The organism is Kitasatospora sp. NPDC059599 (assembly GCF_042735125.1).
Classification (GTDB): domain Bacteria; phylum Actinomycetota; class Actinomycetes; order Streptomycetales; family Streptomycetaceae; genus Kitasatospora.
On the sequence record NZ_JBHWCL010000049.1, the window covers coordinates 14,497 to 30,178 of the forward strand.

The 15,682-nt window shown below is 73.4% G+C and carries 16 protein-coding genes and 3 tRNA genes; 9 read left to right on the forward strand and 10 right to left on the reverse strand.

The window, feature by feature from the left end:
- Positions 1 to 61: 61 nt before the first annotated feature.
- Both ACFV04_RS18795 and ACFV04_RS18800 read right to left on the reverse strand, forming a co-directional pair.
- Positions 62 to 1,492, reverse strand: coding sequence for an FGGY family carbohydrate kinase (locus tag ACFV04_RS18795; RefSeq protein ID WP_380346254.1), 1,431 nt, complete (start codon positions 1,490 to 1,492; stop codon positions 62 to 64).
- A 152-nt stretch (positions 1,493 to 1,644) separates the two neighbouring features.
- Entirely contained in the window at positions 1,645 to 1,926 is a 282-nt protein-coding gene (locus tag ACFV04_RS18800) for a hypothetical protein (RefSeq protein ID WP_360248860.1), read from the reverse strand.
- Positions 1,927 to 2,169: 243 nt separating this feature from the next.
- Between ACFV04_RS18800 and ACFV04_RS18805 the strand changes: the two genes are divergently transcribed.
- Together ACFV04_RS18805 and ACFV04_RS18810 are read left to right on the forward strand one after the other, a co-directional pair.
- Positions 2,170 to 2,242 (forward strand) — tRNA-Asn (locus ACFV04_RS18805).
- A 62-nt stretch (positions 2,243 to 2,304) separates the two neighbouring features.
- Positions 2,305 to 2,377: transfer RNA gene (locus ACFV04_RS18810), tRNA-Asn, on the forward strand.
- Between the two features lie 121 nt (positions 2,378 to 2,498).
- On the opposite strand, the gene ACFV04_RS18815 is transcribed toward ACFV04_RS18810, so the two are convergent.
- Positions 2,499 to 3,245, reverse strand: a complete 747-nt coding sequence (locus tag ACFV04_RS18815; protein ID WP_380346256.1) for a trypsin-like serine peptidase — start codon at positions 3,243 to 3,245, stop codon at positions 2,499 to 2,501.
- Between the two features lie 120 nt (positions 3,246 to 3,365).
- A complete protein-coding gene (locus ACFV04_RS18820) occupies positions 3,366 to 4,223 on the reverse strand; it encodes a hypothetical protein (protein WP_380530282.1) in 858 nt (285 codons plus the stop codon).
- Between the two features lie 191 nt (positions 4,224 to 4,414).
- On the opposite strand from ACFV04_RS18820, the gene ACFV04_RS18825 reads away from it, so the two are divergent.
- The 5 genes from ACFV04_RS18825 (at position 4,415) to ACFV04_RS18845 (ending at position 7,685) form a co-directional block, all read left to right on the forward strand.
- A tRNA-Ile gene (locus ACFV04_RS18825) sits at positions 4,415 to 4,488 on the forward strand.
- Positions 4,489 to 4,811: 323 nt separating this feature from the next.
- On the forward strand, positions 4,812 to 5,759 hold the full coding sequence (locus ACFV04_RS18830; protein WP_380530285.1) for an SPFH domain-containing protein: 948 nt from the start codon (positions 4,812 to 4,814) through the stop codon (positions 5,757 to 5,759).
- Positions 5,760 to 5,768: 9 nt separating this feature from the next.
- The gene (locus tag ACFV04_RS18835; protein WP_380530288.1) at positions 5,769 to 6,011 is read left to right on the forward strand and encodes a hypothetical protein; all 243 of its coding nucleotides are present in this window, start codon (positions 5,769 to 5,771) and stop codon (positions 6,009 to 6,011) included.
- Positions 6,012 to 6,049: 38 nt separating this feature from the next.
- The gene (locus tag ACFV04_RS18840) at positions 6,050 to 6,700 is read left to right on the forward strand and encodes a GPP34 family phosphoprotein (RefSeq protein WP_380530291.1); all 651 of its coding nucleotides are present in this window, start codon (positions 6,050 to 6,052) and stop codon (positions 6,698 to 6,700) included.
- A gap of 73 nt (positions 6,701 to 6,773) precedes the next feature.
- Entirely contained in the window at positions 6,774 to 7,685 is a 912-nt protein-coding gene (locus ACFV04_RS18845; protein WP_380346264.1) for a 1-aminocyclopropane-1-carboxylate deaminase/D-cysteine desulfhydrase, read from the forward strand.
- 15 nt (positions 7,686 to 7,700) lie between these two features.
- On the opposite strand, the gene ACFV04_RS18850 is transcribed toward ACFV04_RS18845, so the two are convergent.
- Positions 7,701 to 9,239, reverse strand: coding sequence for an LCP family protein (locus ACFV04_RS18850; protein ID WP_380530294.1), 1,539 nt, complete (start codon positions 9,237 to 9,239; stop codon positions 7,701 to 7,703).
- Positions 9,240 to 9,359: 120 nt separating this feature from the next.
- Positions 9,360 to 9,824, reverse strand: coding sequence for a MarR family transcriptional regulator (locus ACFV04_RS18855; protein WP_360249282.1), 465 nt, complete (start codon positions 9,822 to 9,824; stop codon positions 9,360 to 9,362).
- A gap of 103 nt (positions 9,825 to 9,927) precedes the next feature.
- On the opposite strand from ACFV04_RS18855, the gene ACFV04_RS18860 reads away from it, so the two are divergent.
- Together ACFV04_RS18860 and ACFV04_RS18865 are read left to right on the forward strand one after the other, a co-directional pair.
- Positions 9,928 to 10,953, forward strand: a complete 1,026-nt coding sequence (locus ACFV04_RS18860; protein WP_380530297.1) for an NADP-dependent oxidoreductase — start codon at positions 9,928 to 9,930, stop codon at positions 10,951 to 10,953.
- A gap of 366 nt (positions 10,954 to 11,319) precedes the next feature.
- The gene (locus tag ACFV04_RS18865) at positions 11,320 to 11,814 is read left to right on the forward strand and encodes a DUF3145 domain-containing protein (protein ID WP_360249286.1); all 495 of its coding nucleotides are present in this window, start codon (positions 11,320 to 11,322) and stop codon (positions 11,812 to 11,814) included.
- 79 nt (positions 11,815 to 11,893) lie between these two features.
- On the opposite strand, the gene fabF is transcribed toward ACFV04_RS18865, so the two are convergent.
- The 4 genes from fabF to ACFV04_RS18885 all read right to left on the reverse strand — a co-directional run bounded on the left by fabF (position 11,894) and on the right by ACFV04_RS18885 (position 15,642).
- Positions 11,894 to 13,159, reverse strand: coding sequence for a beta-ketoacyl-ACP synthase II (fabF, locus tag ACFV04_RS18870; protein ID WP_360249288.1), 1,266 nt, complete (start codon positions 13,157 to 13,159; stop codon positions 11,894 to 11,896).
- A 182-nt stretch (positions 13,160 to 13,341) separates the two neighbouring features.
- The gene (locus ACFV04_RS18875) at positions 13,342 to 13,584 is read right to left on the reverse strand and encodes an acyl carrier protein (RefSeq protein ID WP_360249291.1); all 243 of its coding nucleotides are present in this window, start codon (positions 13,582 to 13,584) and stop codon (positions 13,342 to 13,344) included.
- A gap of 79 nt (positions 13,585 to 13,663) precedes the next feature.
- Positions 13,664 to 14,695, reverse strand: coding sequence for a beta-ketoacyl-ACP synthase III (locus ACFV04_RS18880; protein WP_360249294.1), 1,032 nt, complete (start codon positions 14,693 to 14,695; stop codon positions 13,664 to 13,666).
- Complete coding sequence (locus ACFV04_RS18885; protein WP_380530302.1) at positions 14,692 to 15,642, reverse strand: ACP S-malonyltransferase; 951 nt, start codon at positions 15,640 to 15,642, stop codon at positions 14,692 to 14,694. Before ACFV04_RS18885 ends, ACFV04_RS18880 begins: the two co-directional genes overlap by 4 nt.
- Positions 15,643 to 15,682 lie beyond the last annotated feature (40 nt).

Consider the following 15,682-nt stretch of genomic DNA (forward strand, 5'->3'; position numbering starts at 1 on the left):
ATCTTCACCGGCCGCCGGCCGGGGCGGACCGGCCCGGCCGGTCCGCCGGCGGCAGGGCCGCTCAGGCCGCTTCGGGGTGGACCTGGTCGCGGGCCGCCCGGTACTGCTGGCGCACCGCCGAACCGATCGCCAGGTCGTGCTCCCCGTCCGGTTCCACCGTCTCGGCGTCCGGCAGCTCCCACTCCGGCGGCTCCGGGGTGCCCGCCAGCGCCCAGGCGGCCTGCCGGGCGGCCCCGCGGGCGGCGTGCGCGCCCGGTGGCGGCACCACGACCGGGACGCCGAACAGCATCGGGGCGATGTGCCGGACGGCGGGCAGCCGTCCGGCCGTACCGAGCAGGAACACCCGGTTCACCCCGACGCCCCGGGCGCGCAGCACGTCCAGGGCGTCCGCGATGTTGCACAGCATGCCCTCGACGGCGGCCCGGGCCAGGTGCTGAGGGGTCATCGCCTCGGCGCGCAGGCCGGTCAGGGTGCCGGCCGCGTGCGGCAGCGCGGGGGTGCGCTCGCCGTCCAGGTAGGGCAGCAGCACCAGCCCGTACGCGCCGGGGGAGGAGTGCAGGGCGAGGTCGCTCAGGCCCTCCAGGTCCCGGCCGAGCAGCGCGGCGGTGGAGAGCAGCACCTGGGCCGCGTTGAGGGTGGCGACCATCGGCAGGTGGCGGCCGCTTGCGTCGGCGAAGGAGGAGACCAGGCCGGAGGCGTCGACGACGGCCTCCTCGTGCACCGCGAAGATCGTCCCGGCGCTGCCGAGCGAGACCACCGCGTCGCCCGGGCGCAGGCCCAGGCCGAGCGCGGCGGCCATGTTGTCGCCGGTGCCGGCCGAGATCAGCAGGCCCTCGGGGGTGTGCCCGGCGGGCTCGGCGGGACCGAGGACGTGCGGCAGCTTGAGTTCGTGGCCGAGCGCCAGCTCGACCAGGTCCTGGCGGTACTCGCCGGTGATCGGCGACCAGTAGCCGGTGCCGGAGGCGTCGCCGCGGTCGGTGGTGCGGCGCTTGGGGTGGCCGAGGAGCTGCCAGACCAGCCAGTCGTGCGGCAGCAGCACCTCGGCGACCCGGCGGGCGTTGACGGGCTCGAACTCGGCCAGCCAGCGCAGCTTGGCGATGGTGTACGTCGGGGCGGGCACGGCGCCGATCGCGGCGGTCCAGCCGGCCGGGCCGCCGAGGGCGTCCAGCAGCTTGGCGGCGGCGCCGCTGGAGCGCGGGTCGTTCCACAGGATCGCCGGGCGGACCTGCACCCCGCCCGCGTCCAGGCCGATCATGCCGTGCTGCTGGGCGCTGACGCCGATGGCCCGGACGCCCTCCAGCAGGCCGCCGGCGGCGGCGTCGCCGAGCGAGTGCAGCCAGACCTGCGGGTCGGCCTCGCCGGGGCGCAGGTCCTGGTCCTCGGGGACGGGGTGGGGCGCCTTGCCGGAGCGCAGGACGGCGCCGGTTTCCGTGTCGCACGCGACGATCCGGGTGCGGTTGGTCGAGCTGTCTATCCCCGCGACGATGGCCATGTCGAGATCATGCCTCAGCCCGGCCCGGGACGCGTCCGGGCCGGAGGAGCCGTTGCCGCTTCGCGACCCCGGGTTGGGGTGGGCTTTGCCCGGGCCCGTCCGCGGACCCCCTCCGGGGAGCCCGCGGACGGGTCCTTCGCCTCACCGCCCGGTCACGGGCGGAAGGTGCCCCAGCCGTCGTCCTCGGCCCGGGCCCGGTTGAAGTACGGCACCCGGTCGGTGACGGCGGTCGGCAGCCGGTCGCCGACCGCTCCCGCGGCCTTCCCGGCCACCGCGCCGGCCTGTTGCCGTGCCCGGTCGGCGGCGCCCTGCACCGTGGGGTTCTGGGCGATCTGCCGGGTGACCTTGGCGATCTGCTCGTAGCGTCGGCGCCCGGCCCGCGAGCCCAGCACGTAGCCGGCCGCGAAGCCCGCGGCCAACGACAGCTTCCACATGGTCGGATCCACCCTCTCCTGGCGGCCTTCTGCCGCAATGCCCTACCCGTCCGTCGGGACGGCGAACCGTCCGCGTCCCCAGCATCCCCGGGTGCGGCGGCGGGCGCGCGCGGGGCACGCCGGGCGGCAACCCCGGGGCAAGTGGGGAAAGCGATTGGCGGACCACCCCCCCGAGTGCGCTAATGTATGTCCCGCAGCGAGCGCCGCGGAGTCCGGGAAACCGGGGGCCGGGGCGGAAGCCGATCCCCCATAGCTCAATTGGCAGAGCAGCCGACTGTTAATCGGCAGGTTATTGGTTCGAGTCCAATTGGGGGAGCTCGGGACGAGGCCCTTCCGGGGCCGTCTTCCCGTCCGTGGTACGGAAGTTCGGTGCCGCGATCCCGCATAGCTCAATTGGCAGAGCAGCCGACTGTTAATCGGCAGGTTATTGGTTCGAGTCCAATTGCGGGAGCTGCCGGGTACGCCCGGTGACTGCTCAGAGCGAAGGCCCCCCGGTCGACCGGGGGGCCTTCGTGTTGCTGCCGGGGTGTCGCGCACGTCACGTCGTGACGCCTCCCCGGACGGCCCCGGAATCAGGTGGTCGCCTTCCGGTACAGGTCGGTCACCCGCTGGTCGAAGGTGACGCTGTACGAGGTGCCCGGGGTCTCTCCGCCCTCCTGGTAGCCGCCGATCACGCCGACCACGCCGCCCTTCTCGGTCACCCACGGGCTGCCGCTGGTGCCGTCGGTGTAGCCGCCGCAGTCGAAGCGCTCCTGGGTGGCGCTCTGCGAGCGGGTCCGGACCGAGCAGGTGATCGGTTCGTTGCTCAGGTTCGGGTAGCCGGTCACCGAGACGGGCAGTCCGAAGCCCTGCCCGGTGTCGATCGGGTTGCCGCCGACCGCGTCCTCGATCTGCCGGCCGTCGACCGTGCCGACCGTGACGAACGCCACGTCGTACTCCGGGTCGTCGTCGGCCGCCCAGCGAGGGTCGACGGTGACCGACTGCACCGGCCAAGTCCCGTACGGGGTCGACCCGTTGCGGTAGCCCGGGGTGAACACCAGGCCGTCCAGCAGGCCGATCCGGCGGCTTTGCACGCAGTGCGCCGCGGTCACCAGCAGGTTGTGCCGGGGGCTCTGTACGACGCTCGCGGTGCAGGCCCGGGGGCCCTGCGCGGTGTGGATGGAGAGCGTGCCGATCCGGTCCCGGGCGGCGGTCTGCTGCGCGACCTCGGCGGTCGGCGTCCCGTCCTGGCCGCCGCACGAGGTGCCGGCGGCGAGCAGCAGGACGGCCAGGACGGCCGTGCGTGCCGGGTGCGCGGGCCGTGCCGTGCGGGGGGCCATCGGGGCTCCGTCTCGTTCCTCGGGGCGGGGTGCCGGGTCCGCGCGTTCCGCCGTTCGTGAGGAAGATCTACCAGGCCGTGCCGGGCGGCGCCACCGCCGGGCGACGGGGGCCGGTGCCGGTCAGCCGGTGGCGCGGTCGTAGAGCGCCTGCACGCGGTCGCCGAAGTAGCTGCTGTACGACGTGTCCGGGCTGTCGCCGCCCTCCTGGTAGCCGCCGATCACACCGACCACGGTGCCGGTCCTGGTGGCCGGGTCGAAGTCGGTGACCCAGGGGCTGCCGCTGGTGCCGCCGGTGTAGTCGGGGCAGTCGATCCGCAGCTGGGTGGGGCTCTGCTCGGAGGTGGTGTTGGAGCAGGTGATCGGGACGTCGCTGCTGCCCGGGTAGCCGGTGACCTTCACCGGGAGCCGGTAGCCACGGTTGACGCCCAGCCGGTTGGCGCCGAGCACCTGCTGGACCTGCCGGCCGTTCTGGGCCTGGACGACCGCGAAGGCGACGTCCATGTCCGGGTCGGCGTGGTCCTTCCAGCCGTCGTCGACGGCGACCGACAGCAGCGGCCAGACGCCGCTGGGGGTGTCGCCCTGCCGGTAGCCGGGGACGAACACCAGGTCGCTGCGCTGGCCCAGCTTCGGGTCCCAGACGCAGTGCGCGGCGGTGACGACGAGGTTGAGACCGGCGCTGTCGACCACGCTGGCGGTGCAGAAGTGGTCGCCGTCGGCGTTGCGGGTGAACACCGCGCCGACCAGGCCGTTGAGCACGGTGGGCTTGGCGGTGCGGGTGACCCCGGTCCGCCGGCCGATCGCGCCCTTGAGTCGCTGCTTGGTCCAGCCGTGGCTGTCCCCCGCGGCGGTCGTGGCCGGCGCCGAGGTGACCGTGGGAACGCCCCCGCCGGGCCCCGCCGAGGTCGTGCAGCCCGCCGCGGCCAGCGCCACCGTCAGCACCCCCGCCGCCGCCCCCGTCCCCGCCCTACGTGTCGTCATCCGCCCAGGCTGCCCTGGACGGGAGTCGCGGCGCCACCCGGGCTGTGCCGCCCGGAGAGGCGCACGGCGTCCCGCACCCGGCTGCGCCCCCGGCGCGCACCACGGGTGATCGACCGGCTATGCTGCCCGGGACGGCCTCGCTGGGGCCGTCTGCTGCTGCCGTGGCCGACGACCGGCGCGCGCGGCGAACCGGGGCGGTAGCTCAGCCGGTTAGAGCAGGGGACTCATAATCCCTTGGTCGTGGGTTCGAGTCCCACCCGCCCCACTTCTCGACGCGTGACGAGTGTCGAAACGACCGTCCGCGGGCAGGCCCGGAGCCGGATCTCCGCCGCCCGCGACGACGCAGAGTCTAGGCCGCGGCCACCGCCTTTCCCCGTGTGGCGCGCCGGAATTCACCCGCCCGTGGGCCTCGACCCCGGCGTCCCCCGGGGGCTCCCCGTTCCCCTGACGGTTTCCCGTCCCCCGCCCCTGGCGGCTCCCCGTTCCCCCGCCCCCGGGCGTCCCCGCTCCCGACCCCTGGCGCCCTGCGCGCAAAAAGTGATATCACTTTGACATCGGATGCGGACGCTCGCTGGAGGAGTCGCTCTCATGGACACACCGCCTTTCGCCGTCGAGGACGGCGCTGCCCCGGACCTGCCGGTCCCCAGGATCACCGAGCGGGTCATCACCGGGGCCGCCGGGTTGCCGATGCTCTTCGGCGCACTGGCCGGCCTGGTCGCGGGGGTCGGGTCGTTCATCGCCGGAGCGGTCCAACTGGCCGCCAAGAACCAGGGTTCGGGCGGCGCGCTGATGGCCGCCGGGCCGGTGCTGGTGGTGACCTCGCTGGTACTGCTGCGCGGGCTGATGGTGGTCTCGCCGGGCCAGGCCAGGGTGGTCCAGTTGCTCGGGCGCTACCGGGGCACGGTCCGCGCCGAGGGCCTGACCTGGATGAACCCGTTCACCAGTCGCCGGTACATCTCCCTGCGGATCCGCAACCACGAGACCGAGACCACCAAGGTCAACGACGCGGACGGCAACCCGATCGAGATCGCTGCCGTGGTGGTCTGGCAGGTCGAGGACACCGCGATGGCCCTGTTCGAGGTCGACGACTACACCGACTTCGTCGCCATCCAGACCGAGACGGCCGTGCGGCACATCGCCACCAGCTATCCGTACGACGCCCACCACGAGGGCCAGCTGTCGCTGCGCGACGGCGCGGAGGAGATCGCCCGCAAGCTCTCCGCCGAGATCGCCGAGCGGGTCGCCTCGGCCGGCGTGCGGGTCGTGGAGTCCCGGATCACCAGGCTCGCGTACGCGCCGGAGGTCGCCCAGGTGATGTTGCAGCGTCAGCAGGCCGGCGCCGTGGTGGCGGCGCGCAGGCTGATCGTCGAGGGCGCCGTCGGTATGGTCGAGGAGGCGCTGGACCGGCTCGCCGAGCGCGACGTGGTGGACTTGGACGAGGAGCGCAAGGCCGCCATGGTGAGCAACCTCCTGGTGGTGCTCTGCGGCGACCGCGGCACCCAGCCCGTCGTGAACACGGGCTCCCTCTACCAGTAAGGCGCGGCAGTGGCGACGGAACGGAAGAAGATCCTGTTGCGACTGGACCCTTCAGTTCACGACGCGCTCGCCAGGTGGGCTGCTGACGACCTGCGCAGCACCAACGCGCAGATCGAGTTCCTGCTCCGCCGCGCCCTCACGGACGCGGGCCGGATGCCCAGCGGTGCGAACCGGCTTCCCCGGCGCGGACGCCCGCCCAAGGAGAGCCCGGCCGAGGACGGTTCGGAGCCTGGCGGTTCCGTGGAGAGCTGACCGGCGGCCGGGCGTGCGAAGACCAATCGGAGACCGACATGGACCAGCCCGCGACCCTCCCCGAGAAGCTGTACCTGCTCGCCTACGACCCCGAGCGCGAGCGGCTCACCGCGACCGACCGGCTCGACCTGGTGGTGCGGGCGGCCGCGCTCGCCGAACTCCTGCGACGCGGACTGGTCCGCGAGGACGGCCGGTACCCGGCCGCCGTCGAGGGCGCCGGTCCGGCCGGGGGCCTCGACCCGCTCACCGCCGCGCTGCTGGAGCAGATCCGGCAGGAGCGGCGGCGCAGCTGGCAGAGCTGGGTCGGCCGCAACCGGGGCCCGACGGCCCGCGCCGCGCGTGTGGTCAGGGACGGCCTGGCGGCGGCCGGCCGGGTCAGGATCGAGCAGCGCCGGGCGTTCGGGCTGTTCCCGTACTCCCGGGTCACCCTGACGGATTCCCGGTTGCGCGCATCGCTCGTGGCGTCGATCGGTTCGGCGCTGAAGGGGCCGTTCAGCCGGGTCGACCCGGCGGACGCCGCCCTGGTCGCCCTGGTCGACGCGGCCCAGCTGGGCTCGGCCCTGCCCTGGAGCCGGCGGCGCGAGTTCCGGGCCCGGATCGACAAGCTCGCCCCCGCCGCGGGGCCCGTGCCGCGGGCCCTGCGCCGGGCCGTCAACGCCAGTCGCTCGGACGGTTCGGCGGGGGGCTGACCGGCCGCTCCCGCGGGCCCGGTCGCCGATCCGGCGGCCGGGCCCCGCCGTTCGGAGCCCGTAAGCTGACCGGGTGCTCGAACCCGCCCTGCTGCCGACCCCGCTGGTGGACTGCACCGACGAGGTGTTCGCCCGGGCCGGGGTGGAGCTGCGGCTCAAGCGGGACGACCTGTTGCACCCGAGCGTGCCCGGCAACAAGTGGCGCAAGCTCGCGCCCAACCTGGCCCACGCCGTCGAGCGGGGCCACACCCGGCTGCTGACCTTCGGCGGCGCGTACTCGACCCACCTGCGGGCCGTCGCGGCCGCCGCCGGGGCGCTCGGGCTGGAGAGCGTCGGGCTGGTCCGCGGCGAGGAGTTGGCGGACCGGCCGCGCAACTGGTCGCTGCGGGCCGCCGAGGCGGCCGGGATGCGGCTGGAGTTCCTGACCCGGGCCGCGTACCGGGAGGCCACCGGCCGGGCCGAGGGGGAGCCGGGTCCGGACGGGCTGCAACGCCGTTGGGGGCCCTGCCTGGTGCTCCCGGAGGGCGGTTCCAACGCCCTGGCCGCCGTCGGCGCGGCCGCGATCCCGGCCGAACTGCCCGACCTGGGCGACCGCGACGTGGTCTGCTGCCCGGTCGGTACCGGCGGCACCCTGGCCGGTGTCGCGGCGGGGCTGCCGCCGGGGGCGAGGGCGCTCGGCGTGGCGGTGCTGCGCGGCGGCGGGGGCTACCTGGAGGAGGAGGTCGCCCGGCTCCACCGGGCCGCCTACGGACGCGAGTTCGACAACTGGTCGATCGACCACGCGCACCACGGGGGCGGCTACGGCAAGGTCCCGGCGGAGCTGGCGGCCTTCGCCGAGCGGTTCGAGCGCCGCCACGGCATCGCGCTGGAGCGGCGTTACGTCGCCAAGCTGCTGGCCGCGCTCGCCGACCTGGCCGGGGCGGGCGCCTTCCCGCCGGGCACCCGCCTGACGGCCGTGGTCACCGGGTTGCCGGATCCGGTCTAGCCGGTCCCCGGCCGGTCACCCGAAGGTCAGGTTGGCGCACGGGTCGGTGTCGGCGTTGCGGGTGTTCTCCGCTATGCCGGTGGGGATGCCACCGGGCGCGGCACCGGTCGACGCGGCACCGGTCGACGCGGCACCGGTCGGCGCGGTACCGGGCGTGCTGCCGGGCACCGGGCTCGGGGAGGTCGCCGAGTCGATCCGGGTGCCCGAGGGGCGGTAGTCGGCGCCGAGGGTGACGGTGACCGCCCCCGAGCCGGGCTCCTCGACCGCCTTGGCCCCGGGGAAGAGCGCCACCACCTGGTCGGCGCCGGCCTTCAGCGCGGGGTCGTACGCGACCCGGGTGGCCTGGTGACCCGGCTCGTTGGCGCCGAGCGTGACGTTCAGGAAGCCCCGGCCCTTGAGCGCCTCCCCGCCGGAGCCCGCGAGGCCGGGAGTGCCGACGCCGTTGACCACGGTGATCGGGACGGCGGCCTGGTCGGGGGTGAGCGGCGCGTCGGCGCCCGGGGTCGTGGCGGGGGAGGAGGTCACCTGGCCCGTCCCGGCGGTGCTCTGCCCGTCCAGGGTGCGGTCCTCGCGCAGCAGCTTCCACAGGGTGTCGGCGTCCGGCTGGACCAGCCGCACCCGCTCGCCGGCGAAGCGCCAGGGCGCGGTGACGAACGTGACGTCGGAGAGCTTGATGTCCTGCACCGAGCGGGCGAAGTCGACCAGCTTCATCGCGGTGCCCAGCCCCTCGTCGACGGTGAGCGACTTGGTGGCCGCGTCCGCCAGGGGCAGCAGGGTGGGCAGCGAGAAGCCCTGGCCCTGGACCTTCTTGATCATGGAGGAGAGGAAGGCCTGCTGGCGCTTCATCCGGCCTATGTCGGAGCTGTCCCCGATGCCGTGGCGCGCCCGCAGGTAGTCCACCGCGGACTGCCCGGAGAGCTTCTGCAGGCCCTTCTTCAGGTGGATGCCGTACTGGTCGACGTCGTTGGGCACACAGGCGTCCACGCCGCCGACGGCGTCGGCCATCGCGGCCGCGCCCTTGAAGTCGACCACGACGGTGTGGTCGATCCGCAGCCCGGTGAGCTTCTCCACGGTGTTCTGCGTGCAGGCCGGGTTGCCCTTGGGGTCCTCGCCCACGGTGAAGGCGGAGTTGAACATCTGGTCGTTCCTGGGCGTCGTCCAGGTCCCGTTCGGCCGTCGGCAGGAGGGGACGGTGACCAGGGTGTCGCGGGGGATGGAGACGCCGACGGCGTGCTTGTGGTCGGCGTAGATGTGCAGCACGATCGCGGTGTCCGAGTGGCCGACGCCCTCGTCGCCGCCGCCCAGCGCGTTGTTGCCGTCGTCGCGGGTGTCCGAGCCGAGCAGCAGCACGTTGACCGGCACGGAGGCCCCCGGGCTGACCGGGACGGGCGCCGGCGGACGCTCGGTGGCGACGCCGCCCGCGTCGAAGGTGGTGATGTTGCTGTCCAGCCGGTGGTAGAACCAGGCCCCCGCCCCCGCCACCGACAGCACCAGAACGGCGGCCAGGCCGATGGCGGTGCGCAGGTAGCGGCGCCGGCGCGTGCTGCTGCTCATCCTCCGTGCCCCCCGTCTTCAGGTATCCAGCGTTCGATGATTCGAACGTTAGACGTTCCGGGAGGCGGTTCGGTTACCCCCGATGGGCGAACGGATTGCCCGTCCGGCCTGTGATGCTGGTCACGCGCCGGGGCCGGCGGCGCCGGTGAGCATCCGCCGGAGCAGGTCGCGCAGGACCGTCCGCTCGTCCGGGCCGAGCGCGGCCAGCGGCTCGCGGGCGAAGTTCAGCGATTCGCGCAGTTCGGCGGAGGCGGCCGAGCCGGTGTCGGTGGCGGCGACCAGCTTCACCCGGCGGTCCTGCCGGTCGGCCTCGCGGGTGACGAAGCCGCGGGACTCCAGCCGGTCGACGATGCCGGTGATGTTGGACGGCTCGCAGCTGAGTGTCTGGGCGATCTGACGCATCGGCATCGGCCCGCGCCGCAGCAGTGCGAGCACCTTGGCCTGGGCGCCGGTGAGCGAGCGGGCGGCGGCGGCCTCCTCGTACTCGCGGTGGAAGAGCGCGACCAGGTTGGCCATCAGGTCGACGACCTCGCGGGTGATCTCGTCGGGCTGCGGCGTGGCGTCCGGGGCCGGCTGGGTGTCCATGGTCGAGAGTCTACCTGAAAAGTTGACAAGATGAACCTTTCATGCCCATCGTTACTTAAGTTTCTCAACCTTTCATGCACCTGAACCGCAAGGAGCAGCACCCATGGCAGAGCAGGCCGCCCCCGCGACCGCCCGTGAATGGCACCTCGCCGCCCGCCCGCAGGGCTGGCCGGTGCCGACCGACTTCGCCCTGGTCGAGGCCCCGGTCCGGACCCCCGGCCCCGGCGAGATCCTGGTCCGCAACGCCTACCTCTCGGTGGACCCGTACATGCGCGGCCGGATGAACGACGTGCCCTCGTACGTCCCGCCGTTCCGGATCGGCGCACCCATGGACGGCGGCGCGGTCGGCTACGTGGTCGCCTCCGGCGCCGAGGGCTTCGCCCTGGGCGACGCGGTGCTGCACGGCCTCGGCTGGCGCGAGTACGCGACCCTCGACGCCAAGCACGCGGTCAAGGTCGACCCGGCCGCCGCCCCGCTCCCCGCCTACCTCGGCGTGCTCGGCATGACCGGCCTGACCGCCTACGCCGGTCTGCTCGCCGTCGGCGGCCTCAAGGAGGGCGACAAGGTCTTCGTCTCCGGCGCGGCCGGCGCGGTCGGCTCGATGGTCGGTCAGATCGCCAGGCTCAAGGGCGCCTCCCTGGTGGTCGGCTCGGCCGGCTCGGCGGAGAAGGTCGCCAAGCTGGTCGACGAGTACGGCTTCGACGCCGCCTTCAACTACAAGGACGCCCCGGTCCGCGAGCAGCTCGCCGCGGCCGCCCCGGACGGCATCGACCTCTACTTCGACAACGTCGGCGGCGACCACCTGGAAGCCGCGATCGGCGCGCTCGGGGTGCACGGCCGCGCGGTGCTCTGCGGCGCGATCGCCCAGTACAACGAGACCACCGCGCCCGCCGGCCCGCGCAACCTCGCGCTCGCCATCGGCAAGCGGCTGCGCCTGGAGGGCATGCTGGTCGGCGACCACGCCGCGATGCGGCCGCAGTTCGTGGCCGACGTGGCCGGCTGGCTGGCCTCCGGCGAGCTGCGCCACGAGGAGACCGTGGTGGACGGCTTCGAGAACACCGCCGAGGCCTTCCTCGACCTGCTGCGCGGCGCCAACACTGGCAAGATGGTCGTCCGCCTGGACGGCTGACGCCACGTCAGAGGCGCCGACCGCCCCGCCGTCCCGACCCGGGCGTGCGGGGCGGTCCGCCGTGAACGGTTCGCAGTCGGGCGCAGGGCGCCGGGCCGCACTACCGCATTCCGGCCGGATCCGAAAGTGCGTCAGCCATCGTGCGGTACGGCGCGGTACGGTGGTTCCGCCTGGCGATGGGGCCGTTCGGGGGAGAGATCCAGCCGAGGGGTAGACCTCGTTGAGGATTCGACTAGCATTGAGCGAAAGCATGTCCGTTTTGCTCAATTTAGTGGCTTAATGTCGGCAAGCGTGGGTAACTGTGGATCAACTGCAGGCACGAGGCAGCTGGGGAAGGCGACCCTCGTCCACAGCCTGGAGGTCCCGGTGACGACACGTGGAGTTCTCTACATCCACTCCGCGCCCCGCGCGCTGTGCCCGCACGTCGAGTGGGCCGTCGCGGGGGTGCTCGGTGTGCGGGTGGGCCTGGACTGGATCCGCCAGCCGGCCGCACCCGGACACTGGCGTGCCGAACTCTCCTGGCAGGGGGAGCCCGGTACGGCCTCGAAGCTCGCCTCCGCGCTGCGCGGCTGGCAGCTGATGCGGTACGAGGTGACCAGCGAGCCCTGCGCCACGGCGGAGGGCGAGCGGTACAGCAGCACGCCCACGCTCGGCATCTTCCACGCCGTCACGGGCATCCATGGCGACATCCTGATCCCCGAGGACCGGCTGCGCGCCGTCCTGCTGCGCGCCCGCAGCGAGGGGGCCGACCTGGAGGCCGAGATCGCCCGGCTGCTCGGCAAGCCCTGGGACGACGAGCTGGAGCCGTTCCGCTACGCGGGCGAGGGCGCGCCGGTGCGCTGGCTGCACCAGGTGGTCTGAGACCGGAGGACACGACGAAGGGGCCGGCGCTCGCGGAGAGCGCCGGCCCCTTCGTCGTACCGTCCGGGGACGGGGGGCGTCAGCGGGTGCGGAAGGCCAGCACCACGTTGTGGCCGCCGAAGCCGAACGAGTTGTTCAGCGCCGCGATCCGGCCCTCGGGCAGCTTGCGGGGCTCGCCGCGCACGATGTCCGCGTCCACGTCGTCGTCCAGGTCGTCGACGTTGATGGTCGGCGGGGCCAGACGGTTGTACAGGGCCAGCACGGTGGCGACCGTCTCGACGCCGCCGGCGCCGCCCAGCAGGTGGCCGGTCATCGACTTGGTGGCCGAGATGGCGATGTGGTCGAGGTCGTCGCCGAGCTCCTTGCGGAGCGCCTTCAGCTCGGCGGTGTCGCCCTGCGGGGTCGAGGTGGCGTGCGCGTTGACGTGCACGATCTCGGCCTTGTCCAGCTCGTTGCGCTCGAACAGGTCGGCCAGCGCGCGGGCCACACCGGCGCCGGTCGGCTCGGGCTGGGCGATGTGGTGGGCGTCCGAGGACAGGCCCTGGCCCACGGCCTCGCAGTAGATCCGGGCACCGCGGGCCTCGGCGTGCTCGACCGACTCCAGGACGACCACGCCGGCGCCCTCGCCCAGCACGAAGCCGTCACGGGCCTTGTCGTACGGACGGGAGGCGTGCTCGGGGTCGTCGTTGTTCTTGGACATCGCCATCATGCTGGCGAACGCGGCGATCGGCAGCGGGTGGATCGCCGCCTCGGTGCCGCCGGCCACCACGACGTCGGCGCGGCCGGTGCGGATCATCTCGATCGCGTAGCCGATCGCCTCGGCGCCGGAGGCACAGGCGGAGACGGGGGTGTGCACACCCGCGCGGGCGCCGACCTCCAGGCCGACGTTGGCCGCCGGGGAGTTGGGCATCAGCATCGGGACGGTGTGCGGGGAGACCTTGCGGGCACCCTTCTCCCGCAGTACGTCGTACTGGTCGAGGAGGGTGGTCACGCCGCCGATGCCGGAGGCGATGACGGTGCCGAGGCGCTCGGGGGCGAGCTTGGAGGACTCGTCGGTGGCGGGGGTCTGGTAGCCGGCGTCGGCCCAGGCCTCGCGGGCGGCGATCACGGCGAACTGGGCCGAGCGGTCCAGCTTGCGGGCCAGCGGGCGGGGCAGGATCTCGCCGGGCTCGACGGCGGTGCGCGCACCGATCCGAACCGGCAGCTCCTCGGCCCACTCCTCGGTCAGGGCCGCCACACCGGACTTACCGGCGACCAGGTTCTCCCAGGTGCCGGCGGCGTCGGCGCCCAGCGGCGTGAAGGCGCCGATACCCGTGACGACCACGGTGCGGTTTTCAGCGGTCACTGGTTTCTTCTTCTCTCACGTGTGCGGGGGGTCGGCGGGAGCCGAGGATGGGCCCGGCCGGGCGCCCCGGTGGGGCGTCCCGGCCGGAGGATCGGCCTGGCTCGGTGAGCCGGGCCGACGGGTCAGCCGTCGATGGCGTACGGGACGCCGGACGGACTGGCCGAATCGAGCGAGTCGATCGATCAGGCGTTGGCGAGGATGTAGTCCACGGCGTCGCCGACGGTCTTCAGGTTCTTGACCTCGTCGTCCGGGATCTTGACCTCGAAGCGCTCCTCGGCGGCCACGACGACCTCGACCATGGACAGCGAGTCGACGTCCAGGTCATCGGTGAAGGACTTGTCGAGCGCGACATCCTCGGTCGGGATACCGGCGATCTCGTTGACGATCTCGGCGAGACCTTCCAGGACCTCGTCCTTGGTAGCCATACTGGCTGCTCCTCTTCAGTGTTGAACATGTCCGGCCGGCGGCCGGACACAGGCTTGTGAATCTGTGGGCGAAACGCGCCTAGGGGAGCGTAACGACTGCGGCGGCGTACACGAGACCCGCCCCGAACCCGATGATCAGCGCCAGGTCGCCGCTGTGGGCCTCGCCGGTCTCCAGCATGCGCTCCATCGCGAGCGGAATGGAGGCCGCGGAGGTGTTGCCGGTCTCCGCGATGTCACGGGCAACCGGCACCGACTCCGGCAGCTTCAGCGCCTTGATCATGGCGTCGGTGATCCGCATGTTGGCCTGGTGCGGGATGAACGCGCCGAGCTGGTCGGCGGTCACCCCGGCGGCGTCCAGCGCCTGCTGGGCGACCTTGGCCATCTCCCAGACCGCCCAGCGGAAGACCGGCTGGCCGTCCATCCGCAGGTACGGCCACTTGGTGTCCTCGCCCGCGCCGTTGACCGCGTCGGGCTTGGCGAAGGCGGTGTCCCAGGCCTCGGTCTGGGTGATCAGGTCGGCCTGCGAGCCGTCCGAGCCCCAGATCAGCTTCCCGATGCCGGGAGTGTCGGACGGGCCGACGATCGCGGCGCCGGCGCCGTCGCCGAAGATGAACGCGGTCGAGCGGTCCGACCGGTCGGTCAGGTCGCTGAGCCGCTCGACGCCGATCACCAGCACGTACTCGGCGTTCCCGCCGCGGATCATGCCGTCGGCCAGGCCCAGGCCGTAGCCGAAGCCGGCGCAGGCGGCCGAGATGTCGAAGGCCGGCGCGGTGCCGCAGCCGAGCCGCTCGGCGATCTCGGTGGCGATCGCCGGGGTCTGCTTGAAGTGCGAGACGGTCGCGACGATCACGCCGCCGATCCGGTCCGGGGAGATCCCGGCCTGGGCGATCGCCTTCCCGGCGGCCTGGATCGACATCTCGGCCACGGACTCCTCCGGGCCGGCCCAGCGGCGCTCGGCGATCCCGCTGCGGGTGCGGATCCACTCGTCCGAGGAGTCGATCCACTCCAGGACCTCGGAATTGGGGATCACCCGGACCGGGCGGTAGCCGCCGACGCCGAGGATGCGCGAGAACTGCGCACCGCTCGCCGGGCGGATCTGGGGCTTGGTCATGCGGTGATCTCCTGCTCCTGACCGCCGTGCTCCGCGACGAGCGCGCGAGCCTTGTCCAGGTCGGCGGGGGTCTTGAGGGCGAGCGTGGCCATACCCTTGAGGTTGCGCTTGAGCAGTCCGGTGAGCGTGCCCGCAGGGGAGAGCTCGATCACGGCCGTCGCGCCCAGCCGGCCCAGGGTCTCCATGCAGAGGTCCCAGCGGACCGGGTTGGAGACCTGCGACACCAGACGGGCGAGCACCTCGGCGCCGGAGTCGACGACCCCGCCGTCCTTGTTGGAGACGTAGCGGACCTGCGGGTCCGCCGCGGCCAGGGTCGGGGCGAGCTCGGCGAGCCGCTCGACACCCGGGGCCATGTGCTCGGTGTGGAACGCACCGGCGACCTTCAGGGCGATCAGCTTGGCGGCGGCCGGCGGGTCCGCCTTCAGCGCCTCCAGCTGGGCCAGCGTGCCGGCGGCGACGATCTGGCCGCCGCCGTTGTTGTTGGCCGCGGTCAGGCCGTGTTCGGCCAGCTTCGCCGCGACGACCTCCGAGTCGCCGCCGAGCACGGCGATCATGCCGGTCTCGGTGACGGCGGCGGCCGCGGCCATGGCCCGGCCGCGCTCGCGGACGAAGGCCAGCGCGTCGTGGGCGCTGAGCACCCCGGCGCCGGCGGCGGCGGTGATCTCACCGACGCTGTGGCCGGCGACGGCGCCGACCAGCTTGCGGGCGGCGTCCTCGTCCGGGAACAGCTCCCGGGCGGTCACCAGGCCGGCGGCGACCAGCAGCGGCTGGGCGACGGCGGTGTCCTTGATCTCCTCGGCGGACGCCTCGGTGCCGGCGTGCACCAGGTCGAGCCCGGCGACCTCCGACCAGCCACGCAGGCGGTCGGCGACACCGTCGAGCTCCAGCCAGGGGCTGAGGAAACCGGGGGACTGGGCACCCTGTCCAGGGGCGACGATTACGAGCACGGTTCAACCCTCTCTCGCCAGGCGCCCAGGGGCGGGTAGG